Source organism: Streptomyces sp. NPDC004266 (genome assembly GCF_042874095.1).
In the GTDB taxonomy this organism is placed as follows: domain Bacteria; phylum Actinomycetota; class Actinomycetes; order Streptomycetales; family Streptomycetaceae; genus Streptomyces.
On the sequence record NZ_JBIAMM010000005.1, the window covers coordinates 399508 to 420437 of the forward strand.

The 20930-nt window shown below is 71.7% G+C and carries 15 protein-coding genes and 3 pseudogenes; 14 read left to right on the forward strand and 4 right to left on the reverse strand.

What is annotated here, in order from left to right; translation table 11 throughout:
* Window positions 1–34 precede the first annotated feature (34 nt).
* The 9 genes from ACFYUZ_RS15570 (at window position 35) to ACFYUZ_RS15610 (ending at window position 8365) form a co-directional block, all read left to right on the forward strand.
* Window positions 35–625, forward strand: a complete 591-nt coding sequence (locus ACFYUZ_RS15570) for a nicotinamide riboside transporter PnuC (protein ID WP_389309343.1) — start codon at window positions 35–37, stop codon at window positions 623–625.
* The gene (locus ACFYUZ_RS15575; protein ID WP_389309160.1) at window positions 622–1899 is read left to right on the forward strand and encodes a bifunctional 3,4-dihydroxy-2-butanone-4-phosphate synthase/GTP cyclohydrolase II; all 1278 of its coding nucleotides are present in this window, start codon (window positions 622–624) and stop codon (window positions 1897–1899) included. Before ACFYUZ_RS15570 ends, ACFYUZ_RS15575 begins: the two co-directional genes overlap by 4 nt.
* A gap of 39 nt (window positions 1900–1938) precedes the next feature.
* Window positions 1939–2424: a 6,7-dimethyl-8-ribityllumazine synthase gene (gene ribH / locus ACFYUZ_RS15580; protein ID WP_053643767.1), complete on the forward strand. Its 486-nt coding sequence runs from the start codon at window positions 1939–1941 to the stop codon at window positions 2422–2424.
* A gap of 35 nt (window positions 2425–2459) precedes the next feature.
* Window positions 2460–2741 (forward strand): phosphoribosyl-ATP diphosphatase, encoded by a 282-nt coding sequence (locus ACFYUZ_RS15585; RefSeq protein WP_388698617.1) that lies wholly within the window; start codon window positions 2460–2462, stop codon window positions 2739–2741.
* Between the two features lie 54 nt (window positions 2742–2795).
* Window positions 2796–3644: an ATP phosphoribosyltransferase gene (gene hisG / locus ACFYUZ_RS15590; RefSeq protein ID WP_123450278.1), complete on the forward strand. Its 849-nt coding sequence runs from the start codon at window positions 2796–2798 to the stop codon at window positions 3642–3644.
* A gap of 38 nt (window positions 3645–3682) precedes the next feature.
* Window positions 3683–4135 (forward strand): PH domain-containing protein, encoded by a 453-nt coding sequence (locus ACFYUZ_RS15595; RefSeq protein ID WP_389309163.1) that lies wholly within the window; start codon window positions 3683–3685, stop codon window positions 4133–4135.
* Between the two features lie 241 nt (window positions 4136–4376).
* Entirely contained in the window at window positions 4377–5870 is a 1494-nt protein-coding gene (locus ACFYUZ_RS15600) for a hemolysin family protein (protein WP_389309165.1), read from the forward strand.
* The gene (locus tag ACFYUZ_RS15605; protein WP_389309167.1) at window positions 5867–6937 is read left to right on the forward strand and encodes a hemolysin family protein; all 1071 of its coding nucleotides are present in this window, start codon (window positions 5867–5869) and stop codon (window positions 6935–6937) included. Before ACFYUZ_RS15600 ends, ACFYUZ_RS15605 begins: the two co-directional genes overlap by 4 nt.
* 288 nt (window positions 6938–7225) lie before the next feature.
* A complete protein-coding gene (locus tag ACFYUZ_RS15610) occupies window positions 7226–8365 on the forward strand; it encodes a CapA family protein (protein ID WP_389309169.1) in 1140 nt (379 codons plus the stop codon).
* 35 nt (window positions 8366–8400) lie between these two features.
* On the opposite strand, the gene ACFYUZ_RS15615 is transcribed toward ACFYUZ_RS15610, so the two are convergent.
* On the reverse strand, window positions 8401–10320 hold the full coding sequence (locus ACFYUZ_RS15615) for an AAA family ATPase (RefSeq protein ID WP_389309346.1): 1920 nt from the start codon (window positions 10318–10320) through the stop codon (window positions 8401–8403).
* A 321-nt stretch (window positions 10321–10641) separates the two neighbouring features.
* Entirely contained in the window at window positions 10642–11271 is a 630-nt protein-coding gene (locus ACFYUZ_RS15620) for a uridine kinase (protein WP_389309171.1), read from the reverse strand.
* Window positions 11272–11520: 249 nt separating this feature from the next.
* Between ACFYUZ_RS15620 and ACFYUZ_RS15625 the strand changes: the two genes are divergently transcribed.
* Window positions 11521–12918 (forward strand): peptidase C39 family protein, encoded by a 1398-nt coding sequence (locus ACFYUZ_RS15625; protein WP_389309173.1) that lies wholly within the window; start codon window positions 11521–11523, stop codon window positions 12916–12918.
* A 92-nt stretch (window positions 12919–13010) separates the two neighbouring features.
* Window positions 13011–13345 (forward strand): annotated as a pseudogene (locus ACFYUZ_RS15630) (LuxR C-terminal-related transcriptional regulator); the annotation flags it as partial.
* 304 nt (window positions 13346–13649) lie between these two features.
* On the opposite strand, the pseudogene cimA reads toward ACFYUZ_RS15630, so the two are convergent.
* Window positions 13650–15227: pseudogene (gene cimA / locus ACFYUZ_RS15635) on the reverse strand (citramalate synthase); the annotation flags it as partial.
* A 672-nt stretch (window positions 15228–15899) separates the two neighbouring features.
* Here cimA and ACFYUZ_RS15640 point away from each other — a divergent pair.
* The 3 genes and pseudogenes from ACFYUZ_RS15640 to ACFYUZ_RS15650 form a co-directional block, all read left to right on the forward strand.
* Window positions 15900–16244: pseudogene (locus ACFYUZ_RS15640) on the forward strand (transposase); the annotation flags it as partial.
* Window positions 16245–16745: 501 nt separating this feature from the next.
* Window positions 16746–18344 (forward strand): M4 family metallopeptidase, encoded by a 1599-nt coding sequence (locus ACFYUZ_RS15645; protein WP_389309349.1) that lies wholly within the window; start codon window positions 16746–16748, stop codon window positions 18342–18344.
* A 176-nt stretch (window positions 18345–18520) separates the two neighbouring features.
* The gene (locus tag ACFYUZ_RS15650) at window positions 18521–19492 is read left to right on the forward strand and encodes a LuxR C-terminal-related transcriptional regulator (RefSeq protein ID WP_389309175.1); all 972 of its coding nucleotides are present in this window, start codon (window positions 18521–18523) and stop codon (window positions 19490–19492) included.
* Between the two features lie 721 nt (window positions 19493–20213).
* On the opposite strand, the gene ACFYUZ_RS15655 is transcribed toward ACFYUZ_RS15650, so the two are convergent.
* Window positions 20214–20594, reverse strand: coding sequence for an ATP-binding protein (locus tag ACFYUZ_RS15655; RefSeq protein ID WP_389309177.1), 381 nt, complete (start codon window positions 20592–20594; stop codon window positions 20214–20216).
* Window positions 20595–20930: the final 336 nt, after the last annotated feature.

A 20930-nucleotide genomic window follows, 5' to 3' on the forward strand; every position in this document is an offset into this window, starting at 1 on the left:
CTCCGAGGCGTTCGCGGTCTTCGGCCAGCACATCATGTGGTCCGACATGATCGGCAACACGATCGGGCTCATCGCCCTCGCGCTCGGCTGGCGCCGCTCCATCCTCACCTGGCCCGCCCAGCTGCTCTCCGGCGTCGTCCTCGTCGGCGCCTACGCCTCCGCCCACCTCTCCGGCGGCGTCGGCAAGCAGCTCCTCGTCATCGGCGTCGCCGCCTGGGGCTGGTGGCAGTGGAACCGCGGCAAGCAGCAGGCCCAGGACGGCTCCATCGCCGTCCGCTTCGCCACCTGGAAGGAGCGCGGACTGCTCCTGGCCGGCGCGGCCCTCGGCACCCTCGCCGTCGGCGGCCTCTTCACCCTCTACCCGTCGCTCTCCTGGAGCCCCTGGGCCGACGCGTACATCTTCGTCGGCACCCTCGTCGCGATGATCGCCCAGGCCCGCGGCCTCGTCGAGTTCTGGTTCGCCTGGCTCCTCGTCGACCTCGTCGGCGTCCCGCTCGCCTTCAACAGCGGCCTCGCCTTCTCCGGCCTCGTCTACGTCATCTACTTCGCCCTCGTCGTCTGGGGCATGCGCGACTGGTGGCTCCGGACGCGTACGACCTCCGCTCTGGAAGGAGCCACGGCATGAGCGCGCTTCCGATCTGGGACGCCACCGACCTGGCCCTCGACCCCGTCGAGCAGGCCATCCGCGACATCGCCGCCGGCCGCCCCGTCGTCGTCGTCGACGACGAGGACCGCGAGAACGAGGGCGACCTCGTCATCGCCGCCGAGAAGGCCACCCCCGAGGTCGTCGCCTTCATGATGAGCGAGTGCCGCGGCCTGATCTGCGCCCCCATGGAGGACGAGGAGCTGCGGCGCCTCCAACTCCCGCAGATGGTCGAGCACAACACCGAGTCGATGCGCACCGCCTTCACCGTCTCCGTGGACGCGTCCGCCGACCACGGCGTCACCACCGGCATCTCCGCCGCCGACCGCGCCACCACCCTGCGGATGCTGGCCTCCGGCCGCCACGAGCCCGGCGACTTCGTCCGCCCCGGCCACATCTTCCCGCTGCGCGCCAAGCCCGGCGGCGTCCTCGTCCGCAACGGACACACCGAGGCCGCCGTCGACCTCGCCCGCCTCGCGGGCCTCCGCCCGGCCGGTGCGATCGTCGAGATCGCAGGCGAGGACGGCGTCATGCTCCGGCTGCCCGAGCTCGTCCCGTTCGCCCGCAAGCACGGTCTGACGATCATCTCCATCGAGGACCTGATCGCCTACCGCCGCTCCGCCGAGCCGACCGTCCGCCGCGAGGCCGAGGTCCAGCTCCCCACCGCGCACGGCGAGTTCACCGCGTACGGCTACCGCTCCACCGTCGACGGCGTCGAGCACGTCGCCCTCGTCCACGGCGAGATCGGCGACGGCGAGGACGTCCTCGTCCGGGTCCACTCCGAGTGCCTGACCGGCGACATCTTCCAGTCGCTGCGCTGCGACTGCGGCCCCCAGCTGGAGGCCTCCATGGAGCGGATCACCGAGGCCGGGCGCGGCGTCGTCGTCTACCTGCGCGGCCACGAGGGCCGCGGCATCGGCCTGCTGTCCAAGCTGCGCGCGTACGAGCTCCAGGAGCGCGGCCGCGACACCCTCGACGCCAACCTGGAGCTCGGGCTGCCCGCCGACGCCCGCGACTACGCGGCCGGCGCGCAGATCCTCGGGGACCTCGGCGTCCGCAGCCTGCGCCTGCTGACCAACAACCCCGACAAGATCGACGCCCTCACCCGGCACGGCCTGAGGGTCGAGGGCCGGGAGCCCATGCCGGTCCAGGCCGGCGAGCACAACCTCCGCTACCTGCGCACCAAGCGGGACCGGATGGGGCACGACCTGCCCTGGCTGGACGGCTCCCCGGCCTCCACCTGCGGCAACCAGTAACCACGTACGTACGAAATCGGCTGATCGTCTAGGAGAGACATGAGCGGCAAGGGCGCACCCGTCCTCAGCGTGAAGAACTGCGGCGACCTCCGGGTCGCGGTCATCGCGGCGCAGTGGCACGAGAAGATCATGGACGGTCTCGTCGACGGCGCCCTGCGCGCCCTCGGCGAGCTCGGCATCGACGAGCCGACGCTGCTGCGCGTCCCCGGCAGCTTCGAGCTCCCGGTCGTGGCGAAGGTCCTCGCCGGGCGCGGCTACGATGCCATCGTGGCGCTCGGCGTCGTCATCCGCGGCGGCACGCCGCACTTCGAGTACGTGTGCCAGGGCGTCACCCACGGCCTCACCCAGGTCTCGATCGACACCGGCGTACCCGTCGGATTCGGCGTCCTCACCGTCGACAACGAGGAGCAGGCGCTCGACCGCGCCGGCCTCGAAGGGTCCTCCGAGGACAAGGGCCACGAAGCGGTCACCGCCGCCGTCGCCACCGCCACCACGCTGCGCACGGTCAGCGAACCCTGGCGCTGAGTGGCGCCTCCCCACCCCGTACTCTTAGGACCATCATGGCGAACGGAACCCGTAAAAGCTTCGAAGAGCTCTTCGCCGAGCTCAAGCTCAAGGCAGAGACCGGCGACCCGGCGACGTCCCGCACCGCGGAACTGGTGGACAAGGGCGTCCATGCCATCGGCAAGAAGGTCGTCGAGGAGGCCGCCGAGGTCTGGATGGCCGCCGAGTACGAGGGCAGGGAAGCGGCCGCCGAGGAGATCTCGCAGCTGCTGTACCACGTCCAGGTGATGATGGTCGCCCGCGGGATCTCGCTCGACGACGTCTACGCCCACCTCTGAGCACCACCAGCTGCACACCCTCCCCAGAACTCCCAGGCAAAGGAAGCTCATCCCATGCTGCGCATCGCCGTCCCCAACAAGGGTTCCCTCTCCGGACCTGCGTCGGCAATGCTCCATGAGGCCGGCTACCGCCAGCGCAAGGAGTCCAAGGAGCTCGTGGTCATCGACCCCGACAACGAGGTCGAGTTCTTCTACCTGCGGCCGAAGGACATCGCGATCTACGTCGCCTCCGGGAAGCTGGACATCGGCATCACCGGCCGTGACCTGCTCCTGGACTCCGGCGCCAGCGCCGAGGAGATCCTCGCGCTGAACTTCGGCCGCTCCACCTTCCGCTACGCCACCCGCCCGGGCACCGCGAACGGCCCGGAGGACTTCGGCGGCATGACGATCGCCACCTCCTACGAGGGCATCGTCGCCAAGCACCTCGCCGACCAGGGCATCGACGCCTCCGTCGTCCACCTGGACGGCGCCGTCGAGACCGCGATCCAGCTGGGCGTCGCCCAGGTCATCGCGGACGTCGTGGAGACCGGCACCAGCCTGCGCAACGCGGGCCTGGAGGTCATCGGCGAGCCGATCCTGACCTCCGAGGCCGTCGTCGTCCGCCGCCACGGCGCCTCGGACGACCACCCGCAGGTGCAGCAGTTCATGCGCCGTCTCCAGGGCGTCCTGGTCGCCCGCTCGTACGTGATGATGGACTACGACTGCCGGGCCGAGCACCTGGAGCAGGCCGTCGCCCTCACCCCGGGCCTGGAGTCGCCGACCGTCTCCCCGCTGCACAACGAGGGCTGGGTCGCCGTCCGCGCGATGGTCCCCGCCAAGGAGGCGCAGCGGATCATGGACGACCTGTACGAGATCGGCGCCCGCGCCATCCTCACCACCGCCATCCACGCCTGCCGCCTCTGACGGCCGGCCCGCACGTCCACCAGGCACCGAGGAACCCGATGTCCCAGACCGCACCGCCCGCCCTCCCGGTCACCTTCCGTCCCGGGCGCACCCGGGCCGTCCTGCTGACCATGAGCGTCGCGATGTTCGTGGTCATCACCGCCGTCGCGATGATGCTGGAGCGGCTGGGAGCGGGGGAGCGCGCCAGCTTCGTGTTCACCGCCGTGCTGCTGTCCGGCGTCCTCGTCCTGCTGAGCCGCCCCAAGGTCGTCGCCGACGACGAGGGCGTCAAGGTCGTCAACATCGTCAGGACCCGGCGCCTCGCCTGGGCGGAGATCCTCAAGGTCAACCTCCGCCCCGGCGACCCCTGGGTCTTCCTCGACCTCAGCGACGGCACCAGCCTGCCGGCGCTCGGCATCCAGCCCGGCATCGCCAAGGAAGCGGCGATCCGCGACGCCCGCGCCCTGCGGGCCCTCGCGGACAGCCACGGGACGGGCTCGGAAACCCACTGAGACCCTGAGCCGGACCGGGGCGAACCCCGGTCCGTCCCCCATCCGGGGCCGACCCCCTGCCCCTCGGGGCGTTCACGTGACTACTCTGGAGACGGTGGTGCCGAGCGGCACCACCGTCTCGCGTGTGCAGGGCCGCTGCCGCGGCCCGCGAGACCACCCTTCGACCCGAGGAGTGACTCCCTCCAGCAATGGACGGATCGTCCGGTAGTACCTGCGCCGCCCCCTCCCTGGAGGCGGCGGCATGATCATCTCCCTTCTGCTGCTCTTCGCGGCCTTCCTCCTGATCCTCGCCAACGGCTTCTTCGTGGCCGCCGAGTTCGGTCTCGTGACCGTCGAGCGCGCCGACGCCGAGCGGGCCGCGGCCGAGGGCGACCGGCGTGCCCGCACCGTCGTCACCGCGCTGCGCGAGCTGTCCTTCCAGCTCTCCGGCACCCAGCTCGGCATCACGATCACCTCGCTGGTCGTCGGCATGCTCGCCGAGCCCGCGCTCGCCGGGCTGCTGCACGGGCCGCTCACCGCGACCGGACTGCCCGAAGGGGCCGTCTCCGGGATCTCGGTGGTGATCGGCATGCTGCTCGCCTCCGCCGTCCAGATGGTGGTCGGCGAGCTCGTCCCGAAGAACTGGGCGGTCTCCCGGCCGCTCCAGGTCGCCCGCTTCGTCGCCACGCCGCAGCGCCGCTTCTCGGCGCTGTTCCGGCCGGTGATCTCCCTGCTCAACCGGGTCGCCAACCGGCTGGTACGGCTCCTGGGCGTCGAGCCCACCGAGGAACTGGACTCGGTCCGCACCCCCGGCGAGCTCGTCTCGCTGGCCCGGCACTCCGCCCAGGCCGGCGCGCTCGAACAGGACACCGCCGACCTCTTCGTACGGACCCTGACCCTCGGCGGCCTCACCGCCGAGCAGGTCATGACCCCGCGCGTGAAGGTGAGCGCCCTCCAGTGGGACGCCACCGCGGCCGACGTCCTCAACCTCACCCGGGCCACCGGCCTCTCGCGCTTCCCGGTCTACCGCGACCGCATCGACGAGATCGTCGGCATGGTCCACCTCAAGGACGCGCTCGCCGTCACCCCGAACGCCCGCCTGCGCACCCCCGTCGGACGGATCGCGGTCCCGCCGCTCCTCGTCCCCGAGACGCTGCCCGCCCAGACGCTCCTGGAGCGGCTGCGCCGGGAGCAGCCGATCGCGGTGGTCGTCGACGAGTACGGCGGCACGGCCGGCGTCGTCACCCTGGAGGACATCGTGGAGGAGCTCGTCGGCGAGGTCCGCGACGAGCACGACACCGCCGCCGACGGGCGGCCCGAGCTGGCCGCGGCGCCCGCCGAGGACGGCCGTCCCGCCTGGGAGGCCGACGGCTCCTGCCGGGTCCACACCCTGCGCCGGATAGGCCTCGACGTGCCCGACGGGCCGTACGAGACCGTCGCCGGGCTCGTCGCCGATCTCCTGGGACGCATCCCGGCCCCCGGTGACCGGGCCGAGCTGCCCGGCTGGCGGCTCTCGGTGCGCCAGGTCGACCGCTACCGCGCCGAGCGCGTACGGATCGTCCGAACGGCCCCCGACACGGACCCGGCCGGGACGTCGGCCTCCGGCCCGGACGCGGTCGGGGCCCCGGTCTCCGACGCGGACCGGGTGAGGGCGTCGGCCTCCGGTCCGGACCCGGTCGGGGCCCCGGACCCCGGGGCGGGGCCGGGCGCGGTGGGCGCCGCCCCCGTGCCCGTTCCTGCGGAGGCGGGCCGATGAGCACCCTGCAACTCCTCTTCGCCGTCCTCCTGGTCCTCGCCAACGGCTTCTTCGTCGGCGCCGAGTTCGCCCTCGTCTCCGTCCGGCGCAGCCAGATCGAGCCGCTCGGCGGCGCCAGGGCCAAGCAGGTCCTGCACGGCCTGGAGAACCTGCCGCAGATGATGGCCGCCGCCCAGTTCGGCATCACCGTCTGCTCCCTGACGCTCGGCGCCGTCGCCGAGCCGACCGTCGCCCGGCTCCTCGAACCGGTCTTCCACGCGGTCGGCGTCCCGGAGGGGCTGATCCATCCGCTCGGCTACGTCATCGCCCTCGCCGCGGTCGTCTTCCTCCACCTCGTCATCGGCGAGATGGTCCCGAAGAACCTGGCGATGGCGGACCCCGAGCGCACCGCCCTCTGGCTCGCCCCCGGCCTCGTCGGCTTCGCCCGGCTCTGCCGGCCGGTCACGGCCGCGCTCGGCGCCTGCGCCCGGCTGGTCCTGAAGGCGTTCAAGGTCGAGCCGAAGGACGAGGTGGAGGCGGTCTTCACCAGCGTCCAGCTCGGCCGGCTCGTGGAGGACGCGGGCCAGGCGGGGCTGCTCGACCCGGTCGAGCAGGAGCGCCTGGAGGACGCCCTCGAACTGGGCAGCCGCCCGGTGACGGACGTCCTCATCGCCCCCGCCTCCCTCGTCACGGTCCCGCCGTCGGTCACCCCGCGCGAGATCGAGGAGCTGACCGTACGGACCGGTTACTCCCGCTTCCCGGTCCGCGCCGAGGGCCGGGCGACCTTCATGGGCTTCGTGCACGTGAAGGACGTCCTGGACCTGGAGGAGCGGGAGCGGGCGGTGCCGCAGCGGCTGTGGCGCCCGATGGCGACGCTCCGCGCCGAACTGCCGCTCGACGACGCCCTCACCGTGATGCGCCGCGCCGCCACCCATCTGGCGCAGGTCGCCGACGGCTCGGGCCGGGTCCTCGGCCTGGTCGCCCTGGAGGACGTCCTGGAGATGCTGGTGGGCGAGGTCCGCGACCCCGCGCACCGCGTCCAGTCGCCCTCCGGACCGGCTCGGGCCGCCGTTCCGGCTCGGGGGTAGGCCGTGTCCTGCCGGCCCGACCGGCAGGACACGGGCCGGCACGGGGCGGGCCCGTGACGTCCGCCGTCAGGTCAGGACGTCACGGGCCCGCCGAGCACCGAACGGCTCCGCGCCTAGGGCCTGTCTTTCGGATCGTGCCGGGCTCGCGGGGCCCGGTACGCACGCTCGCCGCGTTGTCGTCGGTCGCCGACGCTCCGCGTCGGCTCCCTCCTCCGCCTTGCGGGCGCACGTACCGGGCCCCGCTCCCTGATCCGGACTGATCCGAAGGACAGGCCCTAGCCTGGGAGCATGGGCGGCGGCGGTCTGACCGGACTGTTCCTCTGCGGAGACGTGATGCTCGGCCGGGGAATCGACCAGATCCTTCCCCATCCGCTGGATCCCGCCCTGCCCGAGCGGTACGTGCGGGACGCCCGCGACTACGTGGCCCTCGCCGAGGCGCGCTCCGGGCCCGTGCCCCGGCCGGTCGCCCCCGCCTACCCCTGGGGCGAGGCGCTCCGGCTGATCGACGAGGCCGGGCCGGACGCCCGCGTGGTCAATCTGGAGACCTCCGTCACCCACCACGGGGTGCCGACGCCCGGCAAGGCCGTCCACTACCGCATGTCGCCGGCCGATCTGCCCGCGCTCACCGCCGTCCACCCCGATGTCGTCGTCCTCGCCAACAACCACGTCCTCGACTACGGGCGGCGCGGACTGGACGACACCCTCGACGCCCTCGCCGACGCCGGGCTGCGCACCGCGGGCGCCGGGCGGGACGCCGAGGAGGCCGCCCGGCCCGCGGTGGTCCCGCTGCCGGGCGGACGCCGACTGCTCGTCCACGCGCTCGGCCTGGCGTCCAGCGGGGTGCCCCGGGAATGGGCCGCCACGGATCGCGGGGGAGGGGTGCACTACGCCGAGGGGCCGTACGACGGAGCCGCGACCCGGCTGGCCGGCCGGCTGCGCACGGACCGGCGCCCCGGAGACCTGGTCGTCGTCTCCGTCCACTGGGGTTCCAACTGGGGCTACCTCCCGGGCCGCGCCCAGGTCGCGTTCGGGCACGCCCTCGTCGACGCGGGCGCCGACATCGTGCACGGGCACTCCTCGCACCACCCGCGGCCCCTGGAGGCGTACGGGGGCCGGCTCGTGCTGCACGGGTGCGGCGACCTCGTCAACGACTACGAAGGGATCACCGGCCAGGAGCGGTACCGCGACGACCTGCGCCTGCTGTACTTCGTCACCGTCCACGACGAGGACGGCACCCTGGCGGAGGTCCGGCTCGTGCCGCTGCGCAGCCGGCGGCTGCGACTGGAGCGGGCCCCGCGGGAGGACGCGCGATGGCTCCACGACGTGCTCGGCCGGATCAGCCGCCCCTTCGGCATGCGGATCGACTCCGCGCCCGGGGGAGAGGACGACGGCCCGGCCCTGACGGCCCGGCCCCTGCGAGGGTCCTGAGACCCCGCGAGCCCGGCATCATCCGAAAGACAGGCCTAGTAGCCCGGCGGCTCCTGCTGGGGTCCGCGGTCGACCGGACCGCGGCCCGACAGGACCTCGCCGTACGCCTGCATGAGGTCGGCGAGCCGGAGGGTGGCGAGGTCCTCCCGGCTCGGGGTCCCCGGGTATCCGGAGAGCCGCAGGTCCCGGTAGGCGCAGGACTTCTCGTACAGGGTGCGCAGGAAGCGGCCGTTGCCGAGCTCGTCGATCCAGCCCTGGTCGACGACGTGTCCGCTGATCGAGCGGAGCTCGTCGAGGGCCTCCTCGTCCCAGCCGTCCCCGTTGGCCGCCGCGAGGACCTCGCCGATGGCGGTGAGTTCCAGCGGGCGGTACGAGGGGAAGTCGACGCGGGTGGTGAACCGGGAGGACAGGCCGGGGTTGGTGCTGAGCAGCCGGTCCATGCCCTCGGGATAGCCGGCCAGGATGACCACGAGGTGGTCGCGGTTGTCCTCGGCCCGCTTCAGGAGGACCTGGAGGGCCTCGTCCCCGTAGGCGTCGCCCTTGCTGTAGCCGGTGTTGGAGAGCGCGTAGGCCTCGTCGACGAACAGCACCCCGCCGACCGCCGAGTCGATCAGCTCATTGGCCTTGACCGCCGTCTGGCCCAGGAACTCACCGACCATGTCGGCCCGTTGGGCCTCGACGAGATGGTCGCCGCCGAGCAGCCCGAGGGCGTAGAAGACCCGTCCGAGGATCCTGGCGACCGTGGTCTTCCCGGTGCCCGAGGGGCCGGAGAAGACGAAGTGGCGCTTGGGCGGCTGGACCGGAAGGCCCTGCCCGGCCCGGAGCCGTGCCATCTCCAGCTGCGCGGAGAGGGCCTTGACCTGGCGCTTGACCGGTTCGAGCCCGACCATGCCCTCCAGTTCGGCGAGCGCCTCCGCCAGGAGCACCGGATCGGTGGGCCCGGCCGGGAAGCGCGGCGGGGAGGGCTGCCCGGGCAGCGGGGCCTTGTGCCGTACGGTCTCCGGCGGTACGACGGGGGCGGTCGGGGGCGTCGGTTCGGGCGCGAGCCGCAGCCCGTCGCCGAGTCCGCCCGCCTCGGGCTCGGCGCCCGGCACGGTGTCCACCGCGTCCTGTCCGAGGCCCCCGCCGAGGGTGCCCGTCGCGACCGTCGCGAGCCCGGCCGGGTCGTCCACCCCGTCGTAGCCCTCGAAGCCGTCGTACTCGGCGATCGCCGCGAGCCGCGCCGCCGTGTCCATGAACGCCGGGTCGATCCGGTGCACGGCCCGGTAGAGGGGCAGCGCGGCGGCGCTGCGCCCGGTGCCCTCGTGGGCGCGGGCGAGCCAGTAGCGCAGCTCCTTGCGCTGCGGCTGCTCGCTGCGGCACCGCATCAGCGAGGCCGACAGGAGCGGCTCGGCCTGGCTGTACATCTCCAGGCGCACCCGGGCCATGCCGCCGAAGAGCCCGGCCTCGATGCCGAGCAGCGGGTCGTCGACGAGGGTCTCGGTGTGCCGGACGAGCTGGTCCCAGTCCTTGACGAGATAGGCGCGGCAGGCGTGCAGGAAGCGCACCTGCGGATCGGTGTCGACCGGGGGGAGGCCCGCGAGGGCCCGGTCGAGCTCCGGCACGTGGCGGCCGTCGAGCCAGTGGGAGGCGTGCGCGAGCAGCAGGTCGCGGGGGCTCTCCAGGACCGGCTGCACCCACCAGCCCAGCCAGTACCAGGAGTTGAGAGTGCGCCGGTACCGGGTCCGCTGCTCGCCGAAGCGGTCGCGGTTGCGGTACATGCGCAGCAGCGCGGTCGTGGTGTCGACCCGGAGCGCGTGCAGCCCGAGCCAGGCGTCCGCCATCCCGGGATCGATCCGTACCGCCGTCCGGAACTCGTCCTCCGCCTGCGGATACGCGCCCATCGTGTAGGCGTCGACTCCGCGCAGCCAGGCGAGCTCGGCCGGGGCCTGCGACCCCTGTGTGCCGATGTCCATCGGGTCCCCCACAACCGTCATCGCATGGACGGGATTTGACCGCACCTGGGGGCATCGTACCTGCGCAGGGGGTGCGTGCTTAAGGAGAAGCGCATGATCCGGAAGCGGTGACCCTGGGTGAGCGTCAGGGGTGGCGAAGGGGGTGTAAGGGGGGCGCGGAGGGGGCTCCCGAGGGCAGAACGAAGCCCCCGATCACGGGGGAACAACCGGGGGCTTCGTGTCCGCGGCGGCTCCGAAAAGCCGCACATTCAGAACGTAAGACCTGTACGCCCCCTCGGTCAAGCGAAGTTGGGGGACTTGCGGAAGCGGACTTCCACCCCCTCAGATCACGGACAGGAAGCCGTCACCGTGCGTGATGATCTGGTGCGCGCCCGCTGTCACGGCCGGCCCGGGAAGCCAGTCGTACCCCTCCTGGCACTCCCGTACCAGGGTGTCGGCGAAGGGCCGGGAGGGGTCCTCGGCGAAATGGCGAGTCTCCGCCACGGTCCAGCCGTCCCAGAAGGAGGCCTGCTCCGGCCCGTCCCGCCGGCGTCCGCGCGCCCAGGAGTCCCCGGCGGCGCGCTCCATCCACAGCAGCCACGCCAGGAACGGCCGCACCGTCCGCCGGCCGGCGCCGACGCCCTCGACGAGGACCACCGGGGCCGGGGGCAGTGCCCGCGCCTCCCCGAAGCGCCGCAGCCGCCAGTCGTACGGGCGGTAGGAGGCGGTCTCGCCCCGGGAGAGCGGCTCCAGGACCTGTTCCCGCAGCCGGCCGGTCCACGCGAACGGCTCCTCGTGCGTGGCGAGGTCGTCGAGGTGGAGGACGGGGGCGTCGCCGAGGGCGGCGGACAGCCGGGCCGCCAGGGTGGACTTGCCGGAGCCCGCGTGGCCGTCGACCGCCACCAGCCGGACCGGTCCGCAGGAGGGCGGCAGCCGGAGCAGCGCGTGTGCCGCGCGGTCGAGGTCGTTCATGGCCCCAGGGTAGGGGAGCGGGAGACCGCCGCAGGTCAGCGAGGTGCCGCCGCCAGTGGTGGAGACCAATATTGGTGCGGCGACGCGAGCCGAAGTGCTGGCGGAGGCCCCGCGGAAGCCGGGATAGTGGGCCCGCGCAGCCCCGCACGTCCACCGGTGCGGAGGCGGTCCACCCTGCCTCGGCACCGTCGTACGCCCACATCCCGGCTCTCCCGTACGCCCACCGTTCTCGACTGGGGGTCACCGCCCATGACCAGCTCCACCCCGCGCAGAACCGTCCTCGCCGCGGCGCTCGCGGCCGCGGCGGGAACGGCCGCCGCCGCTCCCGCCACCGCCGCGGACCCCGCGACCGCCGCCGACCCCACCGCCTCCGACGGCGCGGCCGACGGCGCCGCGCGGGGTCACGCCCCCGCCGCCGGGCTCGTCGACAACCGCTTCTGGTCCTCGTACACGGACTGGAGGTGCGGCACGACAGCGGGTACGAAGGCGGTCGCCGGCCTCCGGCCCGGCCTGGTCCTCGCCACCCCCGCCGGGCGCGTCGACTACACCGACCCGCACACCGGCCGCACCTCCTCCTGGGAGTACGCGAGCTGGACCTCGCCCGTCCACACCCCGGCCGTGCCCGCCACCGAGGTCATCGCCTCCTGGAACGCCACCACCCCGCCCGGCACCTGGCTCCAGGTCGAACTGTCCGGCACGTACTCCGACGCCACCGCCACCCCCTGGTACGTGCTCGGCCGCTGGGCCTCCGGCGACGGCGACATCCGCCGCACCTCGGTCGACGACCAGACCGACGGCAGGAGCACCGTCTGGACCGACACCTTCGCGATCGACGACGCGGCGAGCGGCCTGCGGCTGAGCGCGTACCGCCTGCGCCTCACCCTCCACCGCGCCCCGGGAAGCGACGTCACCCCGACCGTCTGGCGGCTCGGCGCGATGGCCTCGGACATCCCGGACCGCTTCACCGTACCGGCCTCCGAGCCGGGCCTCGACCACGAGCTGGACGTCCCGCGCTACTCCCAGAACACCCACGTCGGCCAGTACCCCGAGTACGACAACGGCGGCGAGGCCTGGTGCAGCCCGACCTCCTCCCAGATGATCGTCGAGTACTGGGGACGCCGTCCCTCCGCCGAGCAGCTGGCCTGGGTGGACCCGGCCTTCGCCGACCCGCAGGTCTGCCACGCCGCCCGCTTCACCTACGACCACCAGTACCAGGGCTGCGGCAACTGGCCCTTCAACGCCGCCTACGCGGCCACCTACCCCGACATGAACGCCGTGGTCACCCGGCTGCGCTCGCTCACGGAACTGGAATCGCTGGTCCGCGTCGGCATCCCGGCCATAACGTCCCAGTCCTTCCGCAAGGAGGAACTGACCGGAGCCGGATACGGCACCTCGGGCCACCTGATGACCGTCATCGGCTTCACGGCGGCCGGCGACGTCATCGCCAACGACCCCGCCTCCCCCAGCAACGAGGCCGTCCGCCGGGTCTACCGGCGGCGCGAGTGGGAGAACATCTGGTTGAGGACAAAACGGTACGACGCAAACGGCAAGGTCAGAGGCGGTACGGGCGGTATTTGCTACATCTTCTGGCCGGTCAGGTCAGCACCAAGTCAGCACCGCGCACTGCAGGCCCTCGGCCTGGTGTGAGCATGTGCGGCCCGACGGCCGTGGTTGATGCGCTCGTGCGCTTCCGGGGCGCTCGTGGAAGCGGCCCTCTGCGCCGGCCAGTCGTCCGCGTGGCCAGCGCTACTGGCTACCTCCTCAAAGAGACGCCCCGCCCGAGGACCTGGCCGCCGCTGTACGCACCGCCGCCGCGGGCCGCACCACGCTCGCCCCCACCGTCGCGGACCGGCTGATGGACCGGCTGCGCGCCCCCGGCACCTCCCTGACCCGGCGTGAGGCCGAAGTGCTCTCCCTGGTCGCCGACGGCCTGTCCAACCAGGCCATCGGCGACCGACTCCACCTGACCGAGGGCACCGTCAAGTCCCACCTCGTCCGCGGCTACGCCGAACGCGGCGTCGACTCCCGCACCGCCGCGGTGGCCACCGCCACGGAACTCGGCCTCATCCGACGGCAGACGGCGTGCGGAATCCTTCCGTTCGCCGGGGCTGGGAGGGGACCGGGTGCGGTTCGGTGACGGTCAGCGTGTCCACCATGCGGTGCAGCCTGCCACGCGCTCGGGTGGCATGCGCGCGGGGCACCCGGATCTCGGCGGTGGCCCGGTCGGTGTCGCCCACCACGTACGAAAGTGCCAGTACCGGGATGCTGCTCAACGTGGCGGCGATCCGCCCCAGGACCCCAGGGCTCTCACGGAGCGTCAGGTTCAGCACGCATGCCGTCTCGCCGCTCGACGGCCTCGGTTCGACGGTGCCGTCACCGTCGATCCCGGCGCGCAGCAGGCCGTACGTGAAGGCGTCCTCCAGGGCCTGCCAGGACGCGGCGATGACGTTCTCGCCGACGCCGACCGTGGACCACTCGCCGTTGCCGTCGCTGGTGGTGATCAGGACCCGGGTCGTGGACTCGGTGCCGTGGCGGCCCTCCAGGATGCGGACCTTGTAGTCGACCAGCTCGAACTTGGCGAGCTGCGGGTAGATCCGCTCCAGGCCGGTCCGGATCGCCTTGTCGAGGGCGTTGACCGGGCCGTTGCCCTCGGCGGTGGCGACGATCCGCTCGCCCTTGGCCCAGAGCTTGACCGTGGCCTCGTTGGCGTGGGTGCCGTCGGGGCGGTCCTCGACGATCGCCCGCCAGGACTCCGTGCGGAAGTAGCGGCGGGCCCGGCCCTCGGCCTCCTCCCGGAGCAGCAGCTCGAAGGAGGCGTCGGCGGCCTCGTACGTGTAGCCCTTGAGCTCACGCTCCTTGACCCGCTCGACGACCCGGGCGACGAGCTCGCGGTCGCCGCCCAGGTCGACGCCGAGCTCCTTGCCCTTGAGCTCGATGGAGGCGCGGCCGGCCATGTCGGAGACGAGCATCCGCATGGTGTTGCCGACCAGCTCGGGGTCGATGTGCTGGTAGAGGTCGGGGTCCACCTTGATCGCGGAGGCGTGCAGTCCGGCCTTGTGGGCGAAGGCGGAGACGCCGACGTACGGCTGGTGGGTGGAGGGGGTGAGGTTGACGACCTCGGCGATGGCGTGCGAGATCCGGGTCATCTCGGCGAGCGCGCCCTCGGGAAGGACCTTCTTGCCGTACTTGAGCTCCAGGGCCGCGACGACGGGGAAGAGGTTGGCGTTGCCGACCCGCTCGCCGTAGCCGTTGGCGGTGCACTGGACGTGGGTGGCACCCGCGTCGACGGCGGCGAGGGTGTTGGCGACGGCGCAACCGGTGTCGTCCTGGGTGTGGATGCCGAGGCGGGCGCCGGTGTCGGCGATGACGGTGGCGACGACGGCCTGGATCTGGGCGGGGAGCATGCCGCCGTTGGTGTCGCAGAGGACGACCACGTCGGCGCCGGCCTCGTGGGCGGCGCGGACGACGGCCTTGGCGTAGTCCGGGTTCGCCTTGTAGCCGTCGAAGAAGTGCTCGCAGTCGACGAAGACCCTGCGGCCCTGGGAGACGAGGTGGGAGACGGTGTCGCGGACCATCTCCAGGTTCTCGTCGAGGGTGGTGCGCAGGGCGAGCTCGACGTGCCGGTCGTGCGACTTGGCGACCAGGGTGATCACCGGAGCGCCGGAGTCGAGGAGCGCCTTGACCTGCGGGTCCTCGGCCGCGTTGCCGCCGGCCCTGCGGGTGGCGCCGAAGGCGACGAGCTGCGCGTTCTTGAACGCGATCTCCTGCCGGGCGCGGGCGAAGAACTCCGTGTCGCGCGGGTTGGCGCCGGGCCAGCCGCCCTCGATGAAGCCGACGCCGAACTCGTCGAGGTGCCGGGCGATGGTCAGCTTGTCCGCGACGGTGAGGTTGATGCCTTCACGCTGCGCCCCGTCGCGCAGGGTCGTGTCGAAGACATGGAAGCCGTTGTGTGTCATGGCAGGTGTTTCCTGTTCAGGTCTGCCGGGCCGGGTAAGGCCGCTGCGTCAGGGCTGCTGATGAAGAAAACAAAAAGACCCCTCGCGGAACGCGAGAGGTCTGCGTGCGGGCGGTGAGCCGCCTGGGAGGGATTGCCCCCAGGTCACCTCCGTGCCGGCACGCTGGTGCTAATAATGAGCTGGCGCTGCATGGCGGCGATGCTCTCACAGGCCTTCCCGTAGGGAAAAGCCATCTCAAGATCTGGACGACGGTTATTTCTGGGCGGCATTGACGGAGGGACAGCGGAATCAGGTGTTGGCGGCCGAGAGGGAAGGGCGGGGCCCCGGCCGAGGCAGGGCCGGATCGTAAGAGGACGCCATGCCCAGAACTACTCCCGCCGTCGCTTTCGGCGTGTCCCCTTCCCGGTAACCAACGTTTCGTCACCGGTGCGCCCGCGCACCCGAACCAGGGCTTCGCCTGCCTCGCCGGGCTCGCTCCAGGACGGGATCCGTCCGCCGTCGTTCTCGGCTGCTCCGGCTCCCGTCTTGCTGCTGAGATCGTCTTCGACCAGGAGCCTTCGGGGAGCTGTTCGCCGTTCGAAACGCCGGTCATGCCCTCGGTCCCGAGGTGCTGGTGAGCGTTGAGTATGCCACCAGCGTTCTTGGAGTCCGTCTGGTCATGGTGCCAGGACCCAGCCGGGGGTGGACACGTTGCTGCGGACGGTATTCGAACAGCTCGGCTCCGACGCGGTGAGGGCGTAAACGTGCCACGTCCTGGGTGTGCTGGAGGCCAAATTCTCCGAGGCGTCAGTCCCCTTGGACACTGCCCAGCACGACCTGTCGGCCTTCGCGTCCTTCCCGGGCGAGGTCCGGAAGCAGATCTGGTCGAACGACTCGCAGGAGCGGCTGAACAAGGAGATCCGCCGCCGCACCGGTGCCGTCGGGAACTTCCCTGACCGCACCGCCGTGATCCGCCCGGTCGGCGCGGTCCTGCTCGAGCAGGACGACGAATGGACCGAAGCCCGTCGTCACATGGGCGTCACATGGGCCGAGAATTCCTCGCCAGGCCCGCCTCTACTCGAATTCTAAGTGGTCTTCGACCACGGCAGAGTCCCAGGGCAAGGAGGCCGGCGATGACGTGTCACGGTCGCGGTCAATACCTGGGGCGAGTGTCGACGTTCACGGAGCCGGTCCGGGCTGAGCGCGTTTCGGGTGCTGACGCGATTCGGCATGTCGGGTAGACGACAGCTCTTATCGGGTCACTGTCATTCATGCATTGGTTACTGGCAATGTCTGCCGCGTTCATCCGAAGTCGACGGACACCGCGTCCGGCAGGCGTTCTCCCCCACGAGGCGTGCTTGGCGGGCGGTGCGGTTCCTGCTGCTCGGGTGAGCTCCTGACAGGACGGCGCCGGCATCCCGCCCGTCACCCCCCTCGGCCTCGATCCGTATGTGGCCTTTGCTTAGGAGTATTTGAGTGACACTTACCACCACCCGCAGCGTGACCACCCGGGCCGCGGCTCTCACCGCCTGCGCCGCCATGGTCGTCGTCGGGATCCAGTCCGGTTCCGCGACCGCCAGTTCCGACGGAACGGCAGGGGCGACGGTGTCCGCGCCCGCTCCCTCCGAACGAATTGCCGCGCTGAAGTCCGCACAGGCCGAGGCGCGATCCGAGGCGAAGGCGCTCGGGCTGGACGACCGCGAGAAGCTCGTGGTCCGCGACGTGATCAAGGACGCGGACGGCACCGTGCACACCCGCTACGAGCGCACCTTCGACGGCCTGCCGGTGCTCGGCGGGGACCTCGTCGTCCACCAGAGGAAGGGCGGCAAGCGCTCCGTCACCAAGGCGACGGACGCCGGCATATCCGTGCCCGGCACGTCCGCCGAGCTGCCGGCCTCGGCCGCGAAGAAGACCGCGCTGAAGGTGTCGGGGAAGCAGGGGAACACCAAGGCGGCGGCGAAGAGCGCGCGCACGGTGATCTGGGCCGCCTCCGGCAAGCCCGTGCTGGCCTGGGAGACCGTGGTCACCGGCGTGCAGCACGACGGCACCCCGAGCGAGATGCGCGTCGTCACCGACGCGGCCACCGGCGCCGAACTGTTCTCGCGCGAGACCGTCCACACCGGCACCGGTACCGGTGACTACAACGGCACGGTCCCGCTGGCGACCACCGCCAACGGCAGCACGTTCGACCTCAAGGACGGGGCGCGCGGCGGTCACCGGACCTTCGACCTGAACCAGGGCACCTCCGGCACGGGAACGCTGTTCAACGACGCCGACGACGTGTGGGGCGGCGGCCGGCAGAACGCGGGCGTCGACGCGCACTACGGCGCGGCCGTCACCTGGGACTACTACAAGAACGTGCACGGCCGCAACGGCATCAAGAACGACGGCGCCGCCGCCTACAGCCGCGTTCACTACGGCGACAACTACGTCAACGCCTTCTGGTCGGATTCGTGCTTCTGCATGACCTACGGGGACGGCGACGGCAACAGCAAGCCGCTCACCGCGCTGGACATCGCCGCCCACGAGATGACGCACGGCGTCACCTCCAACACCGCCGGTCTCACCTACCGGGGTGAGTCCGGTGGCCTCAACGAGGCGACCAGTGACATCTTCGCCGCAGCTGCCGAGTTCTACGCGAACAACAGCAGCGACCCGGGCGACTACCTGGTGGGCGAGAAGATCGACATCCGCGGCAACGGCGCCCCGCTGCGCTACATGGACAAGCCCAGCAAGGACGGAGCTTCCAAGGATTACTGGTCCAGCACGCTCGGACAGATCGACGTGCACTACTCGTCGGGTCCGGCCAACCACTTCTTCTACCTGCTCTCCGAGGGCTCCGGCGCGAAGACCGTCAACGGTGTCGCGTACAACAGCCCGACCTTCGACGGCAAGCCGGTCGGCGGCATCGGCATCTCCAAGGCCGAGCGGATCTGGTATAAGGCGCTGACCGCGTACATGACGTCCACCACCACCTACCAGGGCGCGCGTACGGCCACCCTTTCCGCGGCGACCGACCTGTACGGCGCGGGCAGCGCCGAGTACCTGGCGGTCGACGCCGCCTGGGCGGCGGTCAACGTCAAGGCCACTTCCGGCACCAAGGGCAAGGGGGGCAAGCTCGCCCGGAACGGCGGCTGACCGACTGACCCGGAGTACCGGCTCCGGATGAGCCAACGGCCGTGCCGCACGATGTGCGGCACGGCTGCCCCATGTTTTCGAAGTGTTATTGCGTAATGTGCTCCGGCTCACATGGGCGATGTGGGACATCTGACATCATCTCTCCCGTCTGGAACGGCAAGTCGGAGGAGGATCCCATGGCGGAGTCCGAGCGCAGGGGTCGCATACTGCCGGTCGACGACCCCCTCCTGGAGCAGGTCTACGTCGAACTCGCCCGCTCGCCGTGGCACGACTCCGAAAGCCTGGCCGCCGCGACGGGGCTGACCCGAGGGGCGGTGCGCAAGGTGCTGGACCGGCTGCTGGAGATGGGAGCGGCCGAGGCCGCCACCGGTGTACCGCTGCAGGCGGCGGTCCGGCCGCCCGGCGCGGTGTCCGCCGAGTGGGTGAGCAGGATGGAGGAGCAGGTGCTCCTCTCCCACCGAGCCGTCGAGTGCCTCACCCAGCAGTATCTGGCGGCCCGCGGTGCGGGGAACGGTGCGACGGTCCGCTCCGTGCCCGCCGAGGAGTTGTTGCGTCTGTTCGTCGTCGGTCAGGACAACTGCCGTTCCAGCGTGCGCGGGATCGCGGCACCGCCCTTCGCGCAGGCGGTCGGCGCCAACGACGAACGCCAGATTGCCGCCATGGACCGGGGCGTGGCCTACCGCACCATCTACGCGGCGGACGCGCTGAAGTTGCCGGCCGTCCGTGCGAGCATGCGCCGCACCCTGGCCCGGGGCGAGGAAGGGCGTTTCATCGCCAGGACGCCGATGAAGCTGGTCATCTTCGATGACGACCTGGCGCTGGTGCCCGCGGCGTCGTCCAACCGCAGCTCCGAGTCCCTGGTGATCGCACGTTCCGCTCTGTTGGACGGCTTCATCAGCCTTTTCGAGACGGTGTGGGAGATGGCGATGCCGCTCGGCGGCGAAGGCGAGGTGGGCGTCGATCTCGGCGACCAGGAGCGGGAGCTGTTGTGCCTGATGGCTGCGGGCTCGACCGATCTGCGGATCGCCCGCCATTTCGGTGTCTCGCCGCGCACGGTCGAACGCCGGATCAGAGCGGTCCTGGACCGGCTGGGTGCCACGAGCCGGTTCCAGGCGGGTGCGCTCGCCGCCCGCCGGGGCTGGCTCTGACCGCTGACCACTCCGGTGGTGTTCGGTCAGCCGCGTCCCGTCGGCGGGTTTCCGGGCGGCGGTCTTGCGCGCCGTCCTGTCCGCGGGCGGGCGGTCGGCGCCGGGCCGCTGCCCGACCTGGTGCGCAAGAGCTGGTGCGTGATCGCGGGGTGGGCCGGTCAATGCCCCTGCGCGGTAGGGGCACTGTCGTGACCGTGTTCCCCGGGATGCGGATGCGGGTGGCGGGACGAAGGCCGACGCTGCCGTGGCCTCGGTCCCCTCGTCATCTCGGCCACTTCGCGTTCCCCCGGCGGTCGGCCGCCAGGCCGCACCGAGATGTGTGTCGACCTCTGTCCCGGTCCCTTCCTGCTCTCCACCGCCCCCGTCGCCCACTCAAGGACCAACGTCCGCGGCGACCCGTCCGCCGGGCACGGGCGGCGCCGCTGTGTTCCGCCGGCGCGATACTCCGCCGGCTGCGCGCGCCTTCTCCTGATGGTCCCGGCCGGAGGGCGGTGTCCGCCGTGTCGCACAGGCCGCGGGCGGTCGGCTGACGGCAGGCGACGCGGGCGCCGATTTCGGCCGTGGGCTCGCCTCGGTCCACGCGTACGCCGTGGACGGGTTCGCCCCGCATGCCACCAAGGGCACTCCGGTGCGGGCCGTCATGCTCGCTGGCACCAGATCTACCGGTGCATCGTGTGGACAGTCCTGTCCTCGACCCGCTCGCTCCGCTTCTGCCGGGTCCTCACGGTGCGTAGGCCTCGGTGAGACGGTCGGCCCGCAGCCGGGCCAGGACGGTCGTTCCGTGCTCTCTGAGGTGAAGTTCGACGTGATCCGCGTACGCCTCCACCAGGGCGAGCCCGCGGCCGCACTCGGATTCCTCGGCGTCGGTACGGCTGCCCTCCCGCCAACGGCCCTGGTCGTACACGCGTACTTCCACAAGATCATGCAAGACCGTCATCAGCAGGGCGACCTCGTGGCTGCCGCTGTGTCGGACGCTGTTGGAGACCAACTCGGTCACGATGAGGCGCACCGCCCACTCGGTGTCGTCGCACAGTCCCCACCGGCGGGCCGCCCTGACCGCGAGCGCGCGCAGTGCGGGAACGGCGTCGAGCGAGGCTTTCATGGAGCACCCCATACTCTGGGTCACGGCCGAGGACGCCGGCGGGCAGGGTGCGGGCGGTGGGGTATGCCGCGGGAAAACCCTGCCGGGCAGGGATTTCGCTGTCGCGGGCGACGGGAAGGGCGACGCGTCCGTGTGCGCGGAGGGGAAGCCTGTGAAGGTTGCCATCTGTAGTGCCTCCACGTCTGGTGGACTCATCGTCCACGACGGGAATAGGTCGACGTTTCCAAGAGGGAGGTAAGACATCCGATGTCGTCTCTTTGGAGGCTAATGTCCGCTTGGAGGTCGGTCAAGGCGTTCGGAGGCATGAAACGGTGCTGCCCGAACGGTTCGGGGTGG